Here is a 22088-nt window from a genome sequence, read left to right on the forward strand (position 1 = left end):
CTCTCACTCCCCGAGCGGGGCGACAACGAACTTCAGAATTCCGCCAGTATCGGTCGGTGAGGACAAGTGCGCAGATCTTCGATACTTCGTCGGCGCCGATGTCGCCCACTTCCCACTTCATTGCATTAGCTCGTTCGGGTGGATTCCGGTCACGCCGCGTCTTCCCGACGCCCGACGTCAAAATTTCACGCGGCGGCGCGGCCGCACGGGCGTGGCGGAACTGGTAAGCGCCGACGAACTGCTCATGACGACGCGCGTCGTTTTGGTTCGAATAAGAGCAGACGGCACGGTGGTTGCTGCACTCGTGATCAAGCAGGCGGCGATCGTCTGCGTCATATTGCAAGGAGGGACCGATCATGAGCAAGATAAACAGCGCATTAATCGCGGCCGTCGCCGCACTCACCCTGTCGGCCGGCGCATATGCACAGACGGCGGGAGGTCCGGGCGGCAGCGGCTCGTCGGGCAGCACGGCTAGTCCGGCAAACCAGGTGAACGGTGCAACGAGCGGCTACGGCACGCCAGGCGCCACCAGTTCGGACAGCGGCATGGCCGCCAGAGCGCCGAACTCGGGCCTTCCAAATAGCACGAACAGCAGCGCGACATCGGGCACAAGTGCTCCCAAGAGCAACAACACCTTGGCAACCCCGAGCGTAGTGTCGCCGGCCGCCGGCCAGTAAGAAAGAAGCTGCGAACAAGCGCAAGCGCTGAGCGAACGCGCGCTTCGATCGCTTGGGGGCCCCAGACCGGTTGCGACCCGCGCGCCAGTTTCGCGGCTAGCAGACGTCCGTGTGGTTGGGCACAATCACAACTGACGAACAGTTTTGTAAGAGAATCTTGAATTTGTAAATTCACAAAGACGCGACGTCGCGCGCGCTTGCTAAAGGATCATTGTGGCCGGTTGCATCGCCAAAATCATCGGATTAATTGATGTAAATAATGCCTTTTCCATTGTTACAAACGAACATTTTTCGTCTTGAAGCGAGCAGTGGCGAACGATATCTTCAAGTCACTCGTGCGGTCTCCCCAGTCCCGCGAGCGTGTGACTCAGGCGGCGCCCCGACACCAGGCCGGCGGCGCCGCTTTTTATGTCCCCCGCCCTTCAGGCTAGGCCATTGCAAGGCGCGCTGACGTGAACAATTCAGCGTGTGCGCGTTGCATGCGGCATTACAGCTGGATGGAATTTCGTCCGGAATGCCGCTAGGGATGCTGGTGTCTCATGCTGCATACCATCGACGCCGTCGCGCTCACAGATCCATGCAAACGCCCATCGTTGGGCAACTTCGATCGCCTCATCCTCCGTGTCGAAATAGGAAAGATTCCGCTCGATGTGCATTTCACCATCCACGTCATCGTCAGCCGAAACGCGAACCAGTCGCGCGTGCGCAAAGAATTTCCCAAGGGAGAAGTCGGGCGTCGCGTCGATGATCCACCCACGGTACCCGCATTGCATGATGACCTCCAATATCAAAGCTAATCGGGATTCGAAAAGGCAAAGCATGGGGTCGTCGCTCGTAATCGCTAAACCTCCTTCCACAGTCACAAGTCACGCGCTTCCACGTCTGCAGCAACTGGGTAAACGTTCCCCCTGGACTGCCGATTCAGTTATAGACCTTCGGCGGCCCAACAGTGATTCCAACTGGCAATAGATGCAAAGAAAATGCCCATTCAAAGCAGAATGCCGGGCACCTTCCTTCCCTATAGTGGACATTCGAGCCTGGCTTGCGGAAGGCCGAACTGGGTCGGTGAACGAAACCGCTCGCGCGGTAAGGGCTCCGGGCAGCGCGTGTGGTTCACGGGAGGTCCGTCGCGCGGTTCCGTATGTTGGCAAATGAGGCAATCCGCCTCGTTTTCCAGCAGGAGCCCAATCATGACCTCCCCACAGGCAAACGCCAGTCCACTGCGCCAGCGCATGATCGACGACATGCGCATGCGCCAGTTGTCGCCGAAGACGCAGGACATCTATCTGCGCATCGTGCGCGAATTTGCCCGGTTTCTCGGCCGCTCGCCTGACACCGCCACCGTCGAGGACCTGCGGCGCTACCAGTTGCATCTGGTCGATCACGGCACATCGCCCGTGTCACTGAATCATGCCATTACCGGCCTGAAGTTCTTCTTCGAAGTCACGCTCGACCGGCCTGAACTGATGGTCAGGATGCACCCGGTACGCGTGCCCCGCACACTGCCCGTCGTGCTCAGCCCCGATGAAGTGCGGCGGCTGATCGAGGCGGCCGGCAATCTCAAACACCAGACCGCGCTGTCGGTCGCCTACGGCGCCGGGCTGCGCGCCAGCGAAGTGGTGGCGCTAAAGGTCACCGACATCGACAGCCAGCGTATGACGCTGCGCATTGAGCAGGGCAAGGGCCGTCGGGACCGCTACGCGATGCTCTCGCCGGTGCTGCTGGAGCGCCTGCGCGCCTGGTGGCACGTCGCCCGGACCCAGGGCAGGATGCTGGATGGTGGGTGGCTCTTTCCCGGACTCGATCCCGTCGACGCGCTCAGCACGCGACAGTTGAACCGCGCCATTCATGCCGCCGCGCAGGCCGCACACATCGACAAGCGCGTCTCCATGCACACCCTGCGGCATAATTCCGCGCGGCGAATTATTCCGAGTGTCTCTTACAGATGGCCGGACGGTATGGCGAATCTCGCGGTTGGTGGTGCGTGCGACTCGGCATAATCCTGTGGTCTCCTATAGCTGGCGAGTTTGCCAGAGTTACGAGGAGACAGACCATGTCAGAGCGGAACGGTGTTGGCGGAGCCTGGGCGACATCTTCATGTGCGGGCCCGTTGAGCATTCATATTGAGGGATTCGCAACGTTCCTTGGAAGGCAGGGCTATGCCCTGTCAACGGTAAAGACCAAGCTGCAACTTCTCGTTGCTCTCAGCGGTTGGCTTCAGCGTCGCAAGATGCTAGTCACCGACCTCGATGAGGAACGGCTTGGGCTATTTCTCGCACGCCACCGCCGACGTGGCACCCGGCGCGGCGATGAGCGCACCGGATGGCAACTGCTCCTATGTTTGCGCGGGCTCGGTTGCATACCAACGCCACCTGAGACGATCGATGACACCGCATTGGGACAGGTTGAGCGTGACTTCGCACGATTCCTCTATTCAGAGCGCGGGCTCAAGCCCGCTACCGTGGAGAATTACCAGCGCACGGTACGACGCTTTCTGATGCATCGTTTCAGGCGAGAGGAGCCGCGCCTTGACGAACTACGTCTGCACGACATTCACCGGTTTATTCTTGAACGAGTTCGCCATGTTCGACGAAGCTACGCCAAGTTAATGGTCACGGCGTTGCGTAGCTTTTTGCGCTTTCTGCATCAGCGTGGCGCAATCACAGTGGATCTCGCCGCCGCGGTGCCAGCCGTAGCGAACTGGCGGTTGTCGCACCTACCCCTGTCGCTCACGAGCGATCAGGTCGAACGCCTGCTCACCTGCTGTGACCGCAGCACCCTGACAGGCCAGCGCGACTTCGCGATCCTGCTGTTTCTGTCCAGGCTCGGTTTGCGCGCTGGCGAAGTGGTGGCGATGACCCTGGATGATTTCGACTGGCAGGCTGGCGAGTTCGTTGTACACGGCAAAGGCGACCGCGCAGAACGATTGCCGTTGCCGCGGGATGTCGGCTCCGCACTGGTCCACTATCTCCGTTACGCTCGCCCTCCCTGTCAGACGCGGCGCGTGTTCGTCCGCATCAGGGCCCCGCGATGTGGATTCTCCGGATCCGCCGCCATTTGCGATGTTGTGCGCCGGGCGCTCGCGCGAGCCGGTTTCGATCCGGCATTCAAAGGAGCCCATCTGCTGCGCCACTCGCTCGCCACAAACATGTTGCGTAAGGGGGCTTCTCTAGACGAGATAGGTCAGTTACTGCGCCATGTCCAAACCGATACCACACAGATCTATGCAAAGGTGGACATCCGGGCACTGCGAGGTATCGCGCAACCTTGGCCGGGAGGCATGTAATGAGCACGTTACGAATCTCCCTCATTGAGTATCTTGGCGTGCGCCGCGCCCTCGGAGTCAAGCTTCGCGAGCCAGGCCGAATGCTGCAACGGTTCGTCGATTTTGCAGAACGCGCCGGCGCCACATACATCACGACGGAGTTGGCACTGCAGTGGGCCACCCAGCCAGAGAGCACGCAAGCGGCCCAGTGGGCGAATCGCCTCGGCATGGTGCGCCGTTTCGCGCAGTACTGCAGCGCAACCGATCCGCGCACCGTGGTGCCACCGCCGGATCTGCTCCCTTATCGGCAAGCCCGGTCGTCTCCGTACATATATCGCGATGAGGAAGTCACCCGCCTCATCCTTGCAGCGCGACACCTGCCATCCATCATCGGGCTGCGGCCGCTCACATATTCCACGCTATTTGGCCTGTACGCGGTTACCGGCATGCGCACCAACGAGCCATTACAACTGGACCGTGATGCAGTGGATCTCGCAAGCGGAGTATTGACGATTCATGGCGCCAAGTTCGGCAAGTCTCGTTATGTACCGGTCCATCCTTCTACGCAACGTGCCCTGCAGCGCTATGCCACTTGCCGCGACCGTCTGTGTCCCAACCCACAAAGCCCAAGTTTCTTCCTGTCCGAACGTGGCACCCGTCTGACTGAGTGGAGCGTACGCTACACGTTTGTCAACTTGTCGCGCCAGATCGGCTTGCGCCAACCGGGGGACTCGCGAGGACCCCGGCTGCTGGACTTCCGTCACCGATTAGCCATCAACACGCTGATCGGATGGTATCGTCGCGGTATTGATGTCGAGAAGCACCTGCCCGAACTATCCACCTACCTCGGTCATACGCATATATCGGACACCTACTGGTATCTGACCGCCACTCCCCAGCTATTGCGACAGGCGTTGCGAAGGGTGGAAGGAGGAACGAGGGGGCATCGGCCATGAACGGCACATCAGACTTTCCAGCTCTTCTGGAAGGGTTTTTTACCGATCGGCTGATGCGCCAGCTGCAAGTCAGTCCACACACCATTCTGAGCTATCGTGACACCTTCCGCCTGCTGCTGCACTACGCACAGGGACGACTTCACAAGGCCCCGTCGGATTTGACGATGCCGGAACTTGATACGCCTTTAATCGGCGCGTTCCTCGATCATCTCGAACAGGAACGTGAGAACAGTGCCCGTAGCCGCAATGTGCGCCTGGCCGCCATCCACTCCTTCTTCCGTTATGTGGCCCTACATGCGCCACAATACAGCGCGCTGGCTCAACGTGTGCTGGGTATGCCGAACAAACGCTACACTCGGCGCCCGGTCGAGTTCCTCACGCGAGTTGAAGTTGAGGCGCTGCTGGCGGCACCGCTTCTAGACAACTGGACGGGACGTCGCGATCACGCAATGCTGCTGCTCGCAGTGCAAACTGGACTGCGTGCCGCCGAACTGATCGGCCTTCGCTGTCAGGACATCGTCCTCGGCCCCGGTGCCCACGTACGTTGTCTCGGCAAGGGACGCAAGGTCCGCTGCACACCGCTGCGTAAGGATACTGTCACAGTGATGCGTCGCTGGTTAAAAGAACGTCACGGCGCCCCCGACGATCCCGTCTTCCCCAATGCGCGGGGCACGGAACTCAGCCATGACGGACTGCAATATGTGCTTGCGAAACACCTTGCGACCGCGCGGAGTCACTGCCCCTCACTGGCTCGCAAGCACATAACGCCCCATTGCCTGAGACACACCCTGGCAATGGATCTCCTACAGCACGGCGTCGGCCGCTCAGTTCTCGCACTGTGGCTCGGACACGAGTCGGTTGAGACGACCGCAATGTACGTGCACGCCGATTTGAAGTTGAAGGAACTAGTACAACATCCAGTAAATAGCTTGATTAAATAATTGTCTTGGCTATCATTTCGGGATGAGCCAAGGTCGTCATGCAACGCCAGTGAAGTTGGCGAAGAAAGAACGAGAAGAACTGCTGTCTTTGATTGAGCGGAAGACCGCGACGCAGAGAGATGTGATGCGGGCACGCATCGCGCTGTGGGCGCACGAAGGACACCCGAATACGAGGATTGCTCGAGAGCTGCGCGTATCGGTGCAGACGGTCTGCACGTGGCGCAAGCGCATCGCACAGCACGGTGCGCAGGGCCTGCGCGAGGGTGAGCGTAGCGGCCGTCCGCCACGCATCACGCAAGAAACGCGACTGCAGTTGATTGCGTTGGCATGTGAGGCACACGAACCCGAGGGACGGGTTACGCCGACTCTGGACGAGATAGTGGCGCGCGCGATCGAGCGTGGCATTGTCGAACAGATCAGCCGCAGCCATGTGCAGCGCATTCTGCAGGCTGGCGACGTTCGACCGCACCGGGTCCAGCAATGGCTACACAGTCCCGACCCGGCCTTTCGCGAGAAGGTCAATGTGATTTGCAAGCTGTACCGCAAGGCGCCCAAAAACGCGGTGGTACTCAGCATCGACGAGAAGACGGGCATTCAAGCCATCGAGCGCAAGCATCCGGGGCATGCGCCAGCGCCGGGGCGGCTGCGTCGCAGGGAGTTTGAATATATCCGGCACGGCACTCAGGCGCTGATTGCCGCGCTTGATGTGCATACCGGTCAGGTGCTGGCAGACTGCCGCGAACGGCGCACCCAAGAGGACCTGCTCGCCTTCATGGAGCGCGTGGCGGCTGCGCACCCGTGCAAACAGGTGCACGTGATTTGGGACAACCTCAATACGCATCGCGCTCAGGCCGTCTGGCAGGCGTTCAACGAGCGGCATGATCAGCGGTTTCACTTCCACTTCACCCCGCTGCACGCGAGTTGGGTCAATCAGATCGAGCTTTGGTTTGCCCGCTATACGCGTCGGGTGCTACGCCATGCCAGCCATACCAGCACCGCGCATCTGCGCGAGCGCACCGAGCAGTTTATGCACGAGCATAATCAGGCAGCACACCCCTTCAGATGGACTTTCCGGGGCTATCCGTTGCAAACGGGCACATCGTAATCGAGAGACAAACATGCCAGCCATACCCACTAAACACTACGCGACTGAACTCCAGCGTCAACTGCGCAGCTTGCTCGGCCATGAGCAGGTCGTCACACAAGTCTACGGGCGGCACCTGTTGATCAAACGTCTCGATGATGAGGAACCGACTGTTGTGGCGCGCCTCACCGAGCTCGCCCGCAATCGTTATAGTGCCGCCTTTCGCAGCCATACCGGCCGATGGGAACCGCTGCCCGGCACAGGCTCACTCGACGAAATGGCCGAGGTCGTCGTCACGCTCCTACAGCCTTATTTGCAGCCCGATAATTATTAAGGATATTTACGGGATGTTGTACTAGCTCTGGCGAAGACCGTAAGCGCCAGTGTGCGCCCGGGGCGGTACCTGCCCGAGGATCGTGTCCTGGCGTTTCTGACGAGCCTCTGATTATGCCGAGTCGCATGCACCACCAACCGCGAGATTCACCATACCGTCCGGCCATCTGTAAGAGGCACTCGGAATAATTCGCCGCGCGGAATTATGCCTCTAATTCCGAGGTCGGAATTAGCGGCACAGTTTTGCGACACACCTGCTTGAACAGAAGGTGGATATCCGTGTGATCCAGGTCCTGCTCGGGCACGCGAAGCTGGAGAACACCGCACTCTACGTCCAGGTAGCGACCGACCTGCTGCACGAGGTCACCAGTCCGCTGGACCGCCTGCCCGCCGGGTAAGCTCGCGCTGCAGCGCCTCATGCTGGAGGTTGCGGACATCTTCCGCAGTCACGGGCCAGCGTGGCGGGCAACGGCACACCTGAGCCTGGGGCAGCTGAAGGTCATGTCGGCCATCGAACAGTGCCGCACCGCGGCGCTGGGCGGGCATGTGCTGCGCTGTTCCGGCTGCGACCACATTGAGGTCGCGTACAACTCCTGCCGCAACCGGCTTTGCATGAAGTGCCAGGCCAGTGCCGCACGTCGCTGGCTCGAAGCGCGCCAGGCCGACCTGCTGCCCGTGGAGTATTACCACGTGGTCTTCACGTTGCCCGCGCCAATCAGTGCGATCGCCTGGTACAACAAGGCGGTAATCTACGGGCTCCTGTTCGACATCGCCGCCGAAACCCTGCGTACCATCGCCGCGGATCCCAGACACCTGGGCGCGCAGATCGGCGCCACACTGGTGCTGCACACCTGGGGCTCGGCTCTCACGCATCATCCACACGTGCACGGTATCGTTCCCGGCGGCGGCCTGTCGCCCGATGGTGAGCGGTGGATCGCCTGCCGCCCCGGCTTCTTCCTGCCGGTGCGTGTGCTCTCGCGCCTGTTCCGCAGGCGCTTCCTCGAAGCACTCGCAGACAAACTCTGGCCGTATCGCAGCACTCCGCGGTTTCCTCCATCGAGGCTCGTTCGACGCCTGCCAGCGACGCACGGTGGGCCACTCACATTCCTGCGGACGATGGCAGGCATCGACCAACCCTAAACGATTTGAGCCGACCGGGTCCAGGCGAAAGTCATCCGACAAGACCGGCCAAAAAGCCTCTTACAGCTGCGCCGCTGGCGGATCCTCGCTGGATTGTCATTTCGCTCGCCGCCACGGGCCGGATCCTTCATGTGAACGGCGGGAAAACGGCATGGTAGTCATCGGTTGAGGGCGTCCTGGTGCTCTCCTGTGTATGGCCACGGATCCAGATACTTCGCAACATTCGCTTCAGCACGGATGGGGAGCGCAAGCTCCGCCCGTGACGGACGCGATCTCTCAAACAAGATCGATACCGTGCGGTGTCGATCTCCATCCTGTCACATCTGCCGGAACAGATGCGCATACTGTTTGCTCACCCCAAGTGCGCCGCTGTGGCCGCGCAGTCTGAGTGTCATTTTCCCCAGTGCGCTCACCGACGCGCTCTCCACCTGATCGACATTCACCACCGTACTCCGATGCACCTGCCAGAAGCGCGCCGGGTCCAGTTGGCCGCACAACTCCCTGAGGCTCGTTCGAATCAACAGCTCACCGGTGCGCGTCGTGACGACGACATATTTGTCGGCCGCTTCCAGGAACAACACGTCCTCCACGGGCACCATCCGGATGTCGTTCCCACTGGAAGCGCGCAGATAGCGTAGCGGCGCACGACGTTCGGTGTCGCGCGTGCGGTTCTCGAGTTGCACGGCGCGCGTAATCTGCTCCAGCTCGCCGATCAGGCGCTGCAGATCCGCCTGCACGTGCGCGCCGGGCACCGCCTCCGCTGACGGCCGCGTAAGTCGGCCCCGTAAGCGGTCAACCGCGCGCACGAGCCGCGCGGGATCGACGGGCTTCAGGAGATAGTCGATGGCCGCCGCGTCAAACGCCTCCAGCGCGTACTCGCTGTAAGCGGTCACGAACACGATCTGCGGCGGTGCGGCGAGATTCGCACATGCGCGAGCAACGTCGAGCCCCGTGGCACCCGGCATCGAGATATCGAGAAATGCGACGTCGGGTTGCAAGGCGGCGATTTGCTCGATGGCGTCGTGCCCGTTGTCGACAATCGCGGCGATGCGCAGTTCCGGCCATGCCGCCACCAGTTCCCGCTGCAGTGCAGCCGCGATCAGCGGTTCGTCCTCGGCAATCAACGCGACGGGGATGCGAGACCGCTCCGGCGCGCGGGGTGCGCCATCCTGATGCTGTGACACGTTGCGGGGCGAGTGAGGTTTCATGGGCTGCCCGCCAGCCCATTCGGGTGATCACCGTCAGACACTGGAAGCAGCACGCTCGCAACGATACCGTGCGGAACGTTTTCGATGAGGGTCAGCGAAGCGCGCTCGCCATAAAGCGCGGCAAGCCGGTTGCGCACGTTCGCGAGGCCGATGCCGGTGCCTTGCGTTGCCGGCGTCGCACCGAATCCGGCCCCCGTGTCGGTCACCGTCAGTTCCACTTGTTGAGAGGCACGCCTTGCCCTAACCTCGATTCGCCCACCCCCGAGCGTCCCTTGAATGCCATGCTTCAGCGCGTTTTCGACCAGCGGTTGCAACAGCATGGGCGGTGCCGCAAGCCTCGCGCAATCGCGAGGAAGATCGACTGAATACTCGAGCCTCGGGCCGAGGCGCATCGCATGCACGGCCAGCATCGACTCCAGCACCGCGAACTGCACGGACAAGGTCTCGCTTTCCGCTCTCGACGCTTCCAGCGTTGCTCGCAAAAACCGGTTGAGACTGCCGAGCAGTTCACGTGCGCGGGGCGGATCGGACGCAATCAGGCTATCCAGAGTCGCGAGCGTGTTGAAGAGAAAATGTGGCTCGATCTGCGCCTGCAACGCCTGCAAACGGGCGAACAGCGCCGCTTTTTCGGCGACTTCCTTCTGCCATGCCGTGCGCGCGACTTCCTCGCTCAGGCCGGCGATCCTCGCGCGCGACCAGCCATACCAAGTGACCAGCAACGTCGCGACCAACGCGATCCAGCCGGTGATGGCAAGCTGTCTGGGGGAAAACGCCTTGCTCATGTCAATGCCGAGCAGCAGGCTCGCGAGGCCCCGCCCGATCGCGGCTCCAGCGATGATTGCAATCACCGTCGCCACGGCCAGCCTCGACGCAGTGAGTGCGTTCCTCTGATGAAGGTAAAACCGGGCCGCGTGGTGCAGCAGCATAATTGACAGCCCGATCGCCTGGCTGAACACGAGGTTTTCGGCGAGGCTTCTGCCAATCCCGACTCCAGTCAGGGCGACGGCAATCAATGCGTTCCCGATGACGACGAGCACCGCCTCCCGTGCGAACCCGGCCAGCAGTTGTTTCTCCGGAATGCTCAACCCTGCAGACACCTCGGGAAACTTGATGTGGGTACCTGGAATCATGCGATCCAACCCGTCACGATCAGGTTCAAGATACGATGCGGCGTGGCCACGGCGGCAATGCCGGCCACAATCAGCCCGATGAACGATCCGCGCATGGCGAGTTGGTGACCGCGCACGTTGCCTTGCCGGATAGCCCAGATCCCTCGCCCGACGCTTACAAACGTCAGCAATGAGAGCGCGTGCACCCAGGAAAAATGCCCTGGATCCAGTTCCCGGATGTCGAACGAACTCAGCGCCGTCGCCAACATCGTCACGGCCCATAGACGGCCGAGCCATTTGTGGCGCGCGGACCCATTTTTCGACCCGAGCACCACTGCCCCGAGTATGACAGAAAGGGTTGCCGCGGCGATATGAACCGCAACGATCGCTGACATGCTGGCCCTCGTTGCAAGGAAGAGCGGACTCGATGGCTGCAGTCTGTGCCGTGGCTGGATCGGTTTCGAGGTGAAAGCGACGAACCGTGCGAATCCTGTCGCCAGTGGTGTTTCCCGTGGCGCGAGAGGATGGGCGGACGGGTTCCGTCGTAGCCAACAAGTCACTCGAATGACCGCTACACTTGGCGGATTCAACCGGTGGATGCAATAGTTTGCTGGAATCGTTCGGCGGGCGTCTCGTAGTCCAGTGTCTTTCTCGGACGCTCGTTCAATCGTCTTGCCACGGCATTGAGTTTGGCCTGCGAATACACTGACAGGTCGGTGCCTTTGGGGAAGTGCTGCCTTAATAGCCCGTTTGTATTTTCGTTCGATCCGCGCTGCCATGGATGCTGTGGATCGCAGAAGTAGACCTGGATATCAGTGGCCACGGTGAAGCGTTTGTGCCCGGCCATCTCCGTTCCCCGATCCCATGTCAGCGATTTATAGAGCTCCTGCGGCAATTTGCTGGCATGCCTGATGAGTGCATTGACGACCGTCTCGCTGTCCTTGCTGGCTATGTCGCTGACCGGCCAAAACCGGACGGTCACGGGACCGCCGGACCTGCTTCTACCCACCTAGGGAATCTCGTTCGACGTCGCACAGGCGACCGCCGTTCAATCGGGGTACCATGTCGGATGAAGTAGAAGAGCATTGGTATGTCGTTGCAGTCATCGCATCGATTGGCGGACAAGGCGCTATATCCCATCACCATGAGCAGCGAGTTTCGAGTCCTCTTTGTTGGCAATAGCTATACAACGAGAAACGATATGCCAACGATGCTAGCCAACCTCCTTGAGGCAAGCATTCCCGGTATGCAGGTGAAGGCAGAGGTACTCGCATTTGGCGGCGCATCGCTTGCGGCGCATTGGAACCGAGGCGAAGTCCAAAAGCATCTAGCTGCCCAGATATGGAACGCGGTCGTGTTGCAGGACCAAAGCACTCGACCGCTCCGTGCATTGAAAAGCATGCAAGAACATGTGCGACGATTCGTCGACAAGATTCAAATCTCCGGTGCGAAGCCATATTTGTACATGACTTGGGCTCGGAAGAATGACCCGGCGTCGCAGGCAAATATCGTTACGGCGTTTCAGGGTCTGGCTAAAGCGACCGGGGCCAGAGTTATCCCAGTCGGCCTGGCTTGGGATCAGTTTCGCAGACTGCGGCCTGAAATCGACCTATACGAACCCGATGGAAGTCATCCATCAGTGATAGGGTCATATTTAGCGGCGTGCACTCACCTTTTCTCGTTTGCCGACATTGAGGCAGTCTCCGATAGGTCAACCGAAAATACATTAAGTGCTATCGACCTGAATTTGCTCCATGAGGTATGTAGGACGACCGCAAGAGCTGATATAACATTCCGCTCAAGTTAGTTAGCCATGCCGGCCGCTGATTAGCTCATAGGTTTGGACTTCGCAGAATAAATTCGTCACCGACCAGCCGGAAGCCGCACCGTCAGGCGGCCGCTGCCGGGCCTGTGGAATCGGCAGCGATCGGGCCAATTGCGGCCGATCGCGTTGACAACACGAGCGGCCGCTTCCAAGGGGTGACTGGCCATCTCAACTGGCGAGACATATGGGCATAAGGCGGTAGGCATCACTGATCGGGGGCAATTCGTGTTTTGGGCGCTCGTCATAATTGGCGGCCTTCTTCTTTTGCTTCCCTCGTTCGTGAAGGCCATACGTCGTCCCTAGTGCTCGGGTTCAGTGCATGTTGCTCTGGAGCTTGTGCGCGATTGTTCTGTAGTCTTGCATGATTGGATGGATACCGTTCGTGCTGACGAGCGGGTCGCCATCGTGTGCCGATGGTCCCTGTGAGATTCAAAGGGATGCATAGAGATGGTGGCGGCTTCACCCGAACGAGCGCGCCACCCGCTGGCTCTTCGACCTCAACACGCAACGTCCGCTTACGATCGGTCATCGGCCTTTGGACCCTGAGCGACAATGCCCGCTGTGGGTCGGTTTTGCGACGATCGCCTGTCGCTAACGTGCTTTACTTTCCGTTTTCTGAAGCGCCCCCTATCACTGTCGGCGGTCGTCGAAAGGGGCCTGTCGACCGCAGACCGCGATGCCGAGCGTCGCGATACCGCGTTCGATGCCGTGCTGACCCAGTTGCTGACCGCAGCCGTGCTGGTCACGATGGCGGAGCGAAGAACGCCGGACATGTGCCGCTGCATGACGTCGGACAGATCGCCGACGCGCTTTATGCGCTGCTGGGCGGGGCGGTCTTTGTATGGGCGCGCTCGGCACCACGATGGTGGCGGCGCTCGTGTCGTCCCTCGCCCTCGCGTGGGGCTTCGGTGAAATCGCGGGCTAGCGCCGTTCACTGGCCTTGCATCTGTTCGAGGCGCGACGGTTCTACGGGGTCAACGGTGACCGCAGTGTGGTGTTCGTCGCGCGCGTGCCGGACCCTCTGTCGCTCAACATCGTCGCCCAGGTGCTCAACGCTTTGCTGCTGCCGTTGGTTGCAGGATGCTGATCGCGCTGGCGAGTGGCACTGTGTTGCCCGCTGCAGAGCGAGTGCGCGGCGCATTTCGCGTGGCGCCGATCATTGGCGTGAGCATCGCGTGCGGCATCGGCATCGTCGGGGCGCTCGGCGTGTCGCTGTGATGCCGATCAGACATGCCGGGCCATCATCGGCCGGCATGTCAACAGTCGGCCCTGATAAAGCGGCGCAATTGACGCACAAACTCCGCGCGGGCGGCGGCAGGCAGTTGCCGTCCGACGGGAATACGCTGCCAGCCGTCGCAAAGGTAGACGGCGCCATCGCTGTCGCCGACAGACACGGCCAAGCGGGCCGCATTCATCCGATGCATCGTGCGGCGTCCGCGCTCGTGTACTTCGACGATCACGAACGGGGGCGCGAACGTCAGCACCTCGCCGTCCGTCGCGTGCCTGGAGTAGGCGATAAAGGCGGTGCCGACGGCCACGGCGCAAAGCATCGAGAATGGCAGCGTGAGCCACGCGCCGAATGCGAATGCCGCTGCCACGCCGATCGCGAGGTCGAGCGCCATGAGGAACACGGTCGCGGCGAGCGACTGCCGCGGCGTGAGGGAGCAGTTGCGCTTGATGCGCCACTCCCGGTTCGGCACACCTCCCTCGCCGTCGAAAGGGCCAGGCCCGTACGAACGCCTGAAGTATGCGTACATGATGCAAAGTCCCGCGTCGTGGTGCCATTCGTGACGCGCAATGCGCGTGCCGCCAGCGCCCACGCCGCTTGCAATGTCACCGTTCCGCTCGCTACGGTATCTACCTGTGGCACTTCATCTGCGTGCCGTTCGTCGCGACGGTGCCGGCGGTGCTCGCTGCGTCTATCGCGCAGCATCCTCGCATATGTCGACCGGCGCTTTCACCGGAGTGGCCGAGCATGACGACCTCGACGAGGCGCTCATGTTGTTGCGCGGCGAGCCTTTTCTGCTCTGGAGACCGGTCGATCAACACGGCACCGGACTACGACGGGCCGCCCGCGTCCGCCTTGACCCTAGGGGATGCGTTGCGCTCCAGTCTCATGTACAGGTTCGCCGCCACGATACCGAAGACGATGTGATTGAACAGGCTGGCCCAGTTGCGCGCTTCTGCGAACCACGGAAAGAACCGTGTCATGCCGTAGAAATTAATCAGGTAAACGGCTACAGCGAAAGCGCCACCCGCCAGTGAAGCCATCCACATGCTCGAGTCAAGGTTGAATGACGTCATGATCAGACCGAGGACAAGCGCGAATACGATGGCAAGGGCAAAATGCACCACAAAGGCCGCGAGCACGATGCCAATTGAGAACGCTTGCGGCGATTGCAATGCGCCTCGCCCCAGAATGATTGCGGCGACCATGCGTGGGGGCTCCAGCACACTTCCTTCCGTCATCAGTGCCATCAGGATGACCCCTAACGCCAGGAACACAACGCCCGCAATGACGCCTGCCAGCACGGCTGCCCGCCAGTCGGGCTGGCCGTGTGTGAAATGATGGGAATCCATGTGAAGTTGCACAATTTGTCTCCCGATTGATTCGAATAATTCATTCTAGTCCTCCAACTCGGGAGACTGATAGCGTCGCATGCCTATCGACACCCCGACGGATGATCCTCGTTCTGGCGACGACGTGGCGTGATGAACTGTACGCGCAAGAGGCCCTTGAGGCACGTCAGTTGTTGGCCGCGGCAGACCTGTCAGCGGATCGATAATTAGTCTTTTCAAACACTGCGCTTTAGGGCGCCCGTCGACGGCGAGCCGGTTGAGTGCGGCAATTACCGCCGAGGCGCTGGAAGATCATTTCGGCGCCCATTCCGCGCTGGAATCCGCCTTAATGGCTGCTTTCGACAACGGCCGCAATCCTATCCGCTCGGTTTGCGCGGAATCGATCGACCAGAACGGCGGCAAAGGAGTAGTGTTACATAGCGGACTGTTCACAGTGGACGGCATGGAATCCGATCGCGGCATCACGGCATAGTCCCGGCGCGTGCCACCGCATGCACCCCTGTCTCGCGCGGGTGGGGTGGGGCGCCATAGTCTGCAACCGCTAGTCAACGATGGAAGGAGGCCACATGTCACTCATCGTCGCAGCACGCTTTACGACATTCCCCGCCGCTGAAAACGCGGCGCAACGGCTCTTCAATGCCGGTTTCGTCGAGGAGGACGTCACACTGTTTTTCGTCAATCCGGTCGGCCAGCACGCACGTTTTCGGCCCGGCGGCGCTATCAGCGCCGACACAGACGCGAGGGAGTCGCCGAAGGGTGCCGAGATGGGCATCACGATTGGCGCAGCGGTTGGCGCCGTGGTCGGCGTCGGGATCTTCGCGGCGTTTTCGGCGCCGCTTATCATGTCGCTGATCGCGGCCGGGGTGGGTGCGTATGTCGGTTCATTGGTCGGCGCGATGATGCGCACGCATGAAGCCGGCGACGAAGGAACCCGTGATTCCGGCGTGCTGGTGGCCGTACACGTGTCGCCGGACAGCCAGTTGGACGCCGCACGGGTGCTGCGCGCTGCGGGAGGCGCGGCGATCGAACGCGCGACCGGCCGCTGGCAACAAGGGCGGTGGGCCGACTTCGATCCGCTCAAGCAGCCTGAGCCGCTCAACGAATTCAGCGAGAAGCACGCCTGATTTGAAGGTGTTTTTCGCTGAGATTTTCAGCGAGCCAGGAAACAAAAACGGCCCGGCTTTTGTCGGGTCGTTTTGTATTCAGAGCGGTGCGTTCCAGGCACTCGCCAGAGGAACGGTCGGCGCAGGGGTCAGTGGAAGAAGAGTTCCCGCATGCCGAAGGTGTGATGCGCTTCGGCAGCCATCAGCACCATCAACACCAGCAGGCCCAAGGGCGGCATCAGGATGGCGTACACCAGCGCCAGCCGCTCCCACATCATGTGCATGAAAATCGACACGATCAGCCCGGCCTTGGCGATCATGAGCACGACGATCAGCGCCCAGCGCAGCAGGCCCTGCACGTGGAAGTAATCCACCATGTACGACATCGTGCTCAGTACGAACAGCAGGCCCCAGATTTTCAGGTAGATGCCGATCGGATGCTGCTGGCCGTGCGCGGCGTCGGGTCGACGGGCGGGATCGGTGTGGTCCATGGTCTGCCTCACCACAAATAGAACAGCGCAAAGATGAACACCCACACCAGGTCGACGAAGTGCCAGTACAAGCCGGCAATCTCCACGATCTGGAAGTTGCCGTGCTCGGTGAACCCCGGCTGCAGGATCTTGCGTGCGATCAGCAGCAGGTAGATCACACCGCAGCTCACGTGAAAGCCGTGGAACCCGGTGATCATGAAGAAGCACGCGCCAAACTGCGCCGCGCCCACCGGGTTGCCCCAGGGGCGGATACCTTCATGGACGATCAGTTTGGTCCATTCGAAGGCCTGCATCGATACGAAGGTTGCGCCCAGCAGCGCGGTCGCGAGCAACAGTGCGGCGGCGCGCTTTGCGTTACGCCGGTAGCCAAAGTTGACAGCCATCGCCATGGTGCCGCTGCTGCTGATCAGGATGAACGTCATGATGGCGATCAGCAGCAAAGGCACTTCCACGCCGCCCACCGTGAGCCCGAACACTTTGGAAGTGTCAGGCCACGGCACCGTGGTCGACATCCGCACCGTCATGTAGCCGATCAGGAAGCTGCTGAAGATGAAGGTGTCCGATAGCAGGAAGATCCACATCATCGCCTTGCCCCACGGCACCTTGAAGGCTTCGCGGTCGGCCGACCAGTCGGTGACGAAGCCGCGCCAGCCGTCAGGCCCGGCGTCGGTGGGCGTGGTGGCAGCCGATTCGGTGGGGAGCGTGGGTGTGGTCATGGAGCGGCTCCATACAGCGGCCCGCAGATGGCGGCGACGAACCCTGGGGTGATCCACCACATCGCCGCCAGCAGCACGAGCCAGACAGCCAGCAGGAAATGCCAGTAGATGGCGCAAAGCGCGATGGCGCGGTGGGCTCGGAAGGGGTCCGCTCGCTTGAGAAGCGCGATCGTCACGGCCCAGGCCACCAGCCCGCCCAGCACGTGCAACCCGTGCAGGCCGGTGAGCAGGTAGAGGAAGCTATTGGAAGGATTGACGGTGACGGTCTGCCCGGCCGCCGACAGCATGCGCCAGGCGGCCAGTTGTCCGATCACGAACACGGCCGCCAGTACCCCGCCTGACACCAGCCACGCCGCGCGGTGCAAGGTGATCTGCCGGGCACGCTGCATGGCAATGCTTGCCAGCACCAGCGCGCCGGTGTTCCACCACAGCAGCGCCGGATGCGGGATCGGCTGCCAGTCGGGCTCGCGCATACGCATTGCATAGGCGAACAGCAGCAGTGAAAACAATGTCGTTGCCACCGCCATGAAGACGATCAGGCCGATGCGGCTCGCATTCGGCGACACAGGTGGCACGTCAGGAACGAAGGAGCGGCGCAGTGTGGTCATTCGCGTGCCTCTCCGGGTTGAAGCGTCGGGTGGGCGGCCGGTTCAGGCGCCGTCGCAGGCGGCTGGTTTTGCGGGACGAAGTCTTGCTCCTGCCCCGTCGGGCTGTATTCGTACGCCCAGCGGTAAACGACGGGCGGCGCGGCGCCCCAGTTGCCATGCACTGGCGGCGTTTGCGGCGTCTGCCATTCCAGCGTGGTGGCCCGCCAAGGGTTGCCGTCGGCACGCTTGCCGCGCGCGAGGCTCCACGCCAGGTTGAACAGGAACAGCAACTGCGCCACTGCAACGATCAGCGCAATGACGGTGATGAACGTGTTGAGCGTCTGCGCCGAAGAGGGGATGAAGCTGATGCCCTCATACGCGTAATACCGCCGCGGCATGCCCAGGATGCCGAGATAGTGCATCGGGAAGTAGATCGCATAGGTGCCGAGGAAGGTGACCCAGAAGTGCACGCGCCCAAGCGTGTCGTTGAGCATGCGGCCCGTCACCTTCGGATACCAGTGGTAGAGGCCGCCAAACACCACCAGGATCGGCGACACGGCCATCACCATATGGAAGTGCGCCACCACGAAGTACGTGTTCGACAGCGGAATGTCCACGCTCACGTTGCCGAGATAGAGCCCGGTCAGCCCACCCAGGACGAAAGTGCTGATGAAACCGATCGCAAACAGCATCGGCACGGTCAGGTGGATATCGCCGCGCCACAACGTCAGCACCCAGTTGTAGACCTTGAGGGCGGTCGGGATGGCGATGATGAGCGTGGTGGTGGCAAAGAAGAAGCCGAAGTACGGATTCATGCCGGCGATGAACATGTGGTGCGCCCAGACCACGAAGCTCAGCGCACCGATGACGACGATGGCCCACACCATCATCTTGTAGCCGAAGATGCTCTTGCGCGCGTGCGTGCTGATGAGGTCCGACGCAATGCCAAAGGCCGGCAGCGCGACGATGTAGACCTCCGGATGCCCGAAGAACCAGAACAGGTGCTGGAACAGGAGCGGGCTGCCGCCGGCATGCTTGAGCGTCTGCCCCATCGACACCACGGCCGGTATGAAGAAACTGGTGCCGAGTGCCCTGTCGAGCAGCATCATCACCGCCGACACGAACAGCGCCGGAAACGCCAGCAGTGCCAGGATGGTCGCGATGAAGATGCCCCACACCGTGAGCGGCATGCGCATGAGCGTCATGCCGCGCGTGCGCGCCTGCAGCGTAGTGGTGACGTAATTCAGGCCGCCCATCGTTGCCGCGACGATGAAGATTGCCAGCGACACCAGCATCAACACGATGCCCCATTCCACGCCCGGCGTGCCCGGCAGGATGGCCTGGGGTGGATACAGCGTCCAGCCAGCGCCGGTCGGCCCGCCTGGCACGAAGAAGCTCGCTACTAGCACCAGCACGGCCAGCAGGTAGACCCAGTAGCTCAACATGTTGAGAAACGGGAACACCATGTCGCGCGCGCCCAGCATCAGCGGGATCAGGTAGTTGCCGAAGCCGCCCAGAAACAGCGCCGTCAGCAGGTAGATCACCATGATCATCCCGTGCATGGTGACGAACTGGTAGTAGTGATTGGCGTCGATGAAACTGAACTTGCCCGGAAAGCCGAGCTGCAACCGCATCAGGTCCGACAGCACAAGGCCGACCAGGCCGATGGCGATGGCCGTCAACGAATACTGCACGGCGATGACCTTGTGGTCCTGGCTCCAGACATAGCGGGTCCAGAAGCTTTGCGGGCCGTGGTCGGTGTGTGCGTAAGGCATTGCGTCTGCTCCGCTAGGGTTGGGCTGCGCTGCTGGCGGCCGGGCCGCCTTGCGCTTTGATGTAGGTCACCAGCGCGGTCAGCTCCTGCTCGCTCAGGTCGAAGGTCGGCATGATGGGTGCGAAGCCCTTCACGACGCGGGCCTTCGGGTCGCGGATGAAGGCGCGCAGATAGGCTTCGTCCACCTTCGCGGTGCTGCCGTCGGCCATCGTTTCGGTCTTGCCGTACAGGCCCTTCCAGGTGGGACCCACGAGCGGACTGCCGTCCACGGTATGGCAGGCGATGCAGCCCTTGGCCGCTGCGAGCGCCTTGCCCTGGTCAGCAAGCGCTTGGGCGCTGCCGCCTGCAGCGGCGGTTGCGGCCTGCACCTTGGCCTGCTGCCGCTGCTCGAACGTGCTCTGCTTCGCCAGCCAGCGCGTGAACGATGCTTCGTCTTCCACCACGACCACGCCGCGCATGTTGGAGTGCCCGATACCGCAAAGCTGCGCGCACAGGATGTCGTAACGCCCTGCCTTGGTCGGCGTGAACCAGAAGGTCGTCACCATGCCGGGCACCATGTTCATGCGCGCACGGAACGGCGGTACGTAGAAGTCGTGCAGCACGTCGCGCGACCGTGTCAAGACCTGGATCGGCCGGTTGAGCGGCAGGTGTACCTCGGGCGTCTCGATCAGGTAGTTGTCACGGCCGTTGGGGTCGGCGGGGTTCAGGCCGAAGGGGTTGTCGTTGCTGATGTAGCGCACGTCCGTCGTGCCCAGCTTGCCTCCGGGGCCGGCAAAGCGGAAGCGCCATTGCCATTGCTGGCCGAGCACTTCCATCTGCAGCACGTTGGGCGGCGGCCGTACGAAGTCTGCGTAGACGAAGAGCCCCGGTGCCAGCAACGCTGCTACGCCGACAGTGGTCAGGCCGATCAGCCACCATTCCAGCCGCCTGTTGTGCGGCTCGTAAGCAGCGCGATGACCCTTGCGGTTGCGGTAGCGCACCAGTGCGACCACGATGAACAGGTTGATCGCGATGAAGAGCGCGCCGGTGATGACGAGCGTGATCGTCAGCATGTCGTCCATGCGCACCCAGTTCGACGCGATTGGTGTGATCCACCAGGGACTGGCAAAGTGAAACCCCACCGCCAATACGATGATCAGGAACAGGGCAATCGCAAGCGACATAGGTCACCTCGCTGCGCGTCACTCGCTGGAGCCGCTAACAATAAAGGCTCCTGGCGTCGTTGTGCCGCCTTGCCGTACTTCGTACTGCCTGCGCCGGCAGTTCTGCCAGGACCGCTTCGCTGAGCATTGTATGCGGCTCTAAAGCAAAGGTAGTCCTCTCCTCTGCATCGTGCAAGACAGCGCCAGGGGGAAGCCCGCCCCCTATACGGATCGCGCGAATGGAGGAGTCCCTTGCCGCGATGCAATGCAAAACGGCCGCCTCCAACATTGGTTGCCGAGGCGGCCGTTTTCTAAGGGCGCCGGGTGTTTAGGGTCTGTTCACGTGTGCGACGTGCGTACGACGACTTGCTGCAGGCGCGGATCACATCGCGACATATCCATATCCTCGCGAATCACAGTGTCGCACTCGAACAGTTACCCGAGGCATCCTTGCTGCAAAGCAGCGACGTCGTGCACTCGCTCGAACGCGGCGTGGCGCTCGGCGGTGCGACTGGAGTGCTTCTCGGCCTCGTGGCGCTGGTCTTTCCTCCCGCTGAGTTCGCTATTGCGGGCGGCGCCGTCATCGCATTGTCGTTGGCGGGTGCGGGCTTCGGGCCATGGACGGCCGCGATGATCGGCGTCGACGAACCAAATGCACGACTCGAGCGCCTTCGTGGCGCCATACGTGATGGCCAGCTCTTATCATGGCCGACGTGCCTGCATCGCGCGAGATGAGATCGAGCAGATGGTCGCGCAGCATTTTTCGAAGGCCGATCTCGAAGGCGCGGAGCCCACGACACCGATCTTCCCCTGAGAAGCAGTCTAGACGAGGCCGTCGGCACCCTCTTTGGGTCGAATACGGCCCAATACGTGTCAAGCGGAGTCTCGACATGACACATATGCAAAAGACAGAATGGCCAGCCAAAAGCACGTGAATGACCTAGTACCCACGCCCGGTGGTATTTTTGGTGGTATCGGTACCGGCAAAATTCCACGAACCCGCTCCAGCAAAGCGATAGCCGGAATTTTTCCATTCCGGCCCTGGCCCGGCACTGGATGCGATCCTGAAATGGGCGGAGCGCCGTGAAGACTTTCCATCGGCTGCGTCGAGCGTGCGTGCCTAAGGCTGACTGACCTGTTTTCCTGAATTCGAATTC

The 22088-nt window shown here is 61.4% G+C and carries 21 protein-coding genes and 5 pseudogenes; 15 read left to right on the forward strand and 11 right to left on the reverse strand.

Going from position 1 to position 22088, the window contains the following annotated elements; translation table 11 throughout:
- Positions 1 to 356 precede the first annotated feature (356 nt).
- From FVF58_RS20410 to FVF58_RS20455, 10 genes and pseudogenes are all read left to right on the forward strand, one after another.
- A complete protein-coding gene (locus FVF58_RS20410; RefSeq protein ID WP_149671681.1) occupies positions 357 to 677 on the forward strand; it encodes a hypothetical protein in 321 nt (106 codons plus the stop codon).
- Between the two features lie 539 nt (positions 678 to 1216).
- On the forward strand, positions 1217 to 1474 hold the full coding sequence (locus FVF58_RS51530) for a hypothetical protein (RefSeq protein WP_188130878.1): 258 nt from the start codon (positions 1217 to 1219) through the stop codon (positions 1472 to 1474).
- A gap of 393 nt (positions 1475 to 1867) precedes the next feature.
- Positions 1868 to 2677, forward strand: coding sequence for a tyrosine-type recombinase/integrase (locus FVF58_RS20420; RefSeq protein ID WP_246217130.1), 810 nt, complete (start codon positions 1868 to 1870; stop codon positions 2675 to 2677).
- Positions 2678 to 2730: 53 nt separating this feature from the next.
- Positions 2731 to 3963, forward strand: a complete 1233-nt coding sequence (locus tag FVF58_RS20425) for a site-specific integrase (protein ID WP_246217131.1) — start codon at positions 2731 to 2733, stop codon at positions 3961 to 3963.
- Positions 3963 to 4898: a tyrosine-type recombinase/integrase gene (locus FVF58_RS20430; RefSeq protein WP_149671683.1), complete on the forward strand. Its 936-nt coding sequence runs from the start codon at positions 3963 to 3965 to the stop codon at positions 4896 to 4898. Before FVF58_RS20425 ends, FVF58_RS20430 begins: the two co-directional genes overlap by 1 nt.
- The gene (locus FVF58_RS20435) at positions 4895 to 5839 is read left to right on the forward strand and encodes a tyrosine-type recombinase/integrase (RefSeq protein WP_149671684.1); all 945 of its coding nucleotides are present in this window, start codon (positions 4895 to 4897) and stop codon (positions 5837 to 5839) included. Before FVF58_RS20430 ends, FVF58_RS20435 begins: the two co-directional genes overlap by 4 nt.
- Before the next feature lie 22 nt (positions 5840 to 5861).
- Positions 5862 to 6944 carry an IS630 family transposase gene (locus tag FVF58_RS20440; RefSeq protein ID WP_149671685.1) on the forward strand — a complete coding sequence of 361 codons (1083 nt, stop codon included), beginning with the start codon at positions 5862 to 5864 and terminating at the stop codon, positions 6942 to 6944.
- A 13-nt stretch (positions 6945 to 6957) separates the two neighbouring features.
- A complete protein-coding gene (locus tag FVF58_RS20445) occupies positions 6958 to 7257 on the forward strand; it encodes a hypothetical protein (RefSeq protein WP_149671686.1) in 300 nt (99 codons plus the stop codon).
- 232 nt (positions 7258 to 7489) lie between these two features.
- Positions 7490 to 7654 (forward strand): annotated as a pseudogene (locus FVF58_RS20450) (tyrosine-type recombinase/integrase); the annotation flags it as partial.
- Positions 7655 to 7673: 19 nt separating this feature from the next.
- Positions 7674 to 8270, forward strand: a pseudogene (locus FVF58_RS20455) (IS91 family transposase); the annotation flags it as partial.
- A 443-nt stretch (positions 8271 to 8713) separates the two neighbouring features.
- On the opposite strand, the gene FVF58_RS20460 reads toward FVF58_RS20455, so the two are convergent.
- The 4 genes and pseudogenes from FVF58_RS20460 to FVF58_RS20475 form a co-directional block, all read right to left on the reverse strand.
- On the reverse strand, positions 8714 to 9604 hold the full coding sequence (locus FVF58_RS20460) for a LytR/AlgR family response regulator transcription factor (RefSeq protein ID WP_149671687.1): 891 nt from the start codon (positions 9602 to 9604) through the stop codon (positions 8714 to 8716).
- The gene (locus FVF58_RS20465) at positions 9601 to 10734 is read right to left on the reverse strand and encodes a sensor histidine kinase (RefSeq protein ID WP_149671688.1); all 1134 of its coding nucleotides are present in this window, start codon (positions 10732 to 10734) and stop codon (positions 9601 to 9603) included. Before FVF58_RS20465 ends, FVF58_RS20460 begins: the two co-directional genes overlap by 4 nt.
- Entirely contained in the window at positions 10731 to 11108 is a 378-nt protein-coding gene (locus FVF58_RS54785; protein ID WP_149671689.1) for a DUF2306 domain-containing protein, read from the reverse strand. The genes FVF58_RS20465 and FVF58_RS54785 overlap by 4 nt, the downstream gene beginning before the upstream one ends.
- Positions 11109 to 11299: 191 nt before the next feature.
- Positions 11300 to 11692, reverse strand: a pseudogene (locus FVF58_RS20475) (IS30 family transposase); the annotation flags it as partial.
- 1786 nt (positions 11693 to 13478) lie between these two features.
- Here FVF58_RS20475 and FVF58_RS51535 point away from each other — a divergent pair.
- Both FVF58_RS51535 and FVF58_RS51540 read left to right on the forward strand, forming a co-directional pair.
- A complete protein-coding gene (locus FVF58_RS51535) occupies positions 13479 to 13625 on the forward strand; it encodes a hypothetical protein (RefSeq protein ID WP_188130879.1) in 147 nt (48 codons plus the stop codon).
- Positions 13619 to 13756, forward strand: coding sequence for a hypothetical protein (locus FVF58_RS51540; RefSeq protein WP_188130880.1), 138 nt, complete (start codon positions 13619 to 13621; stop codon positions 13754 to 13756). The genes FVF58_RS51535 and FVF58_RS51540 overlap by 7 nt, the downstream gene beginning before the upstream one ends.
- 38 nt (positions 13757 to 13794) lie before the next feature.
- Here the strand turns inward: FVF58_RS51540 and FVF58_RS20480 are convergent, their stop codons facing one another.
- Both FVF58_RS20480 and FVF58_RS20485 read right to left on the reverse strand, forming a co-directional pair.
- Positions 13795 to 14295: a DUF2244 domain-containing protein gene (locus tag FVF58_RS20480; RefSeq protein ID WP_149671690.1), complete on the reverse strand. Its 501-nt coding sequence runs from the start codon at positions 14293 to 14295 to the stop codon at positions 13795 to 13797.
- Between the two features lie 301 nt (positions 14296 to 14596).
- Positions 14597 to 15118 (reverse strand): hypothetical protein, encoded by a 522-nt coding sequence (locus tag FVF58_RS20485; RefSeq protein WP_223191164.1) that lies wholly within the window; start codon positions 15116 to 15118, stop codon positions 14597 to 14599.
- A gap of 219 nt (positions 15119 to 15337) precedes the next feature.
- Here FVF58_RS20485 and FVF58_RS20490 point away from each other — a divergent pair.
- Together FVF58_RS20490 and FVF58_RS20495 are read left to right on the forward strand one after the other, a co-directional pair.
- Positions 15338 to 15590 (forward strand): annotated as a pseudogene (locus FVF58_RS20490) (DUF1488 family protein); the annotation flags it as partial.
- A 94-nt stretch (positions 15591 to 15684) separates the two neighbouring features.
- On the forward strand, positions 15685 to 16242 hold the full coding sequence (locus FVF58_RS20495; protein ID WP_149671692.1) for a glycine zipper domain-containing protein: 558 nt from the start codon (positions 15685 to 15687) through the stop codon (positions 16240 to 16242).
- A 128-nt stretch (positions 16243 to 16370) separates the two neighbouring features.
- Here the strand turns inward: FVF58_RS20495 and FVF58_RS20500 are convergent, their stop codons facing one another.
- From FVF58_RS20500 to FVF58_RS20520, 5 genes are read right to left on the reverse strand one after another with little or no spacing between them, the layout of a single operon-like run.
- Positions 16371 to 16712 (reverse strand): cytochrome C oxidase subunit IV family protein, encoded by a 342-nt coding sequence (locus tag FVF58_RS20500; RefSeq protein ID WP_149671693.1) that lies wholly within the window; start codon positions 16710 to 16712, stop codon positions 16371 to 16373.
- Positions 16713 to 16720: 8 nt separating this feature from the next.
- A complete protein-coding gene (locus tag FVF58_RS20505; protein ID WP_149671694.1) occupies positions 16721 to 17428 on the reverse strand; it encodes a heme-copper oxidase subunit III family protein in 708 nt (235 codons plus the stop codon).
- Positions 17425 to 18036: a cytochrome c oxidase subunit 3 gene (locus FVF58_RS20510; protein ID WP_149671695.1), complete on the reverse strand. Its 612-nt coding sequence runs from the start codon at positions 18034 to 18036 to the stop codon at positions 17425 to 17427. Before FVF58_RS20510 ends, FVF58_RS20505 begins: the two co-directional genes overlap by 4 nt.
- Positions 18033 to 19790, reverse strand: coding sequence for a cytochrome c oxidase subunit I (gene ctaD, locus FVF58_RS20515; protein WP_149671696.1), 1758 nt, complete (start codon positions 19788 to 19790; stop codon positions 18033 to 18035). The genes FVF58_RS20510 and ctaD overlap by 4 nt, the downstream gene beginning before the upstream one ends.
- 13 nt (positions 19791 to 19803) lie before the next feature.
- Positions 19804 to 20952, reverse strand: coding sequence for a c-type cytochrome (locus tag FVF58_RS20520; protein ID WP_149671697.1), 1149 nt, complete (start codon positions 20950 to 20952; stop codon positions 19804 to 19806).
- 303 nt (positions 20953 to 21255) lie between these two features.
- On the opposite strand from FVF58_RS20520, the pseudogene FVF58_RS20525 reads away from it, so the two are divergent.
- A pseudogene (locus FVF58_RS20525) lies at positions 21256 to 21745 on the forward strand (DUF1269 domain-containing protein).
- Positions 21746 to 22088 lie beyond the last annotated feature (343 nt).

The sequence above is a fragment of the Paraburkholderia panacisoli genome (assembly GCF_008369935.1).
GTDB classification, from domain to species: domain Bacteria; phylum Pseudomonadota; class Gammaproteobacteria; order Burkholderiales; family Burkholderiaceae; genus Paraburkholderia; species Paraburkholderia panacisoli.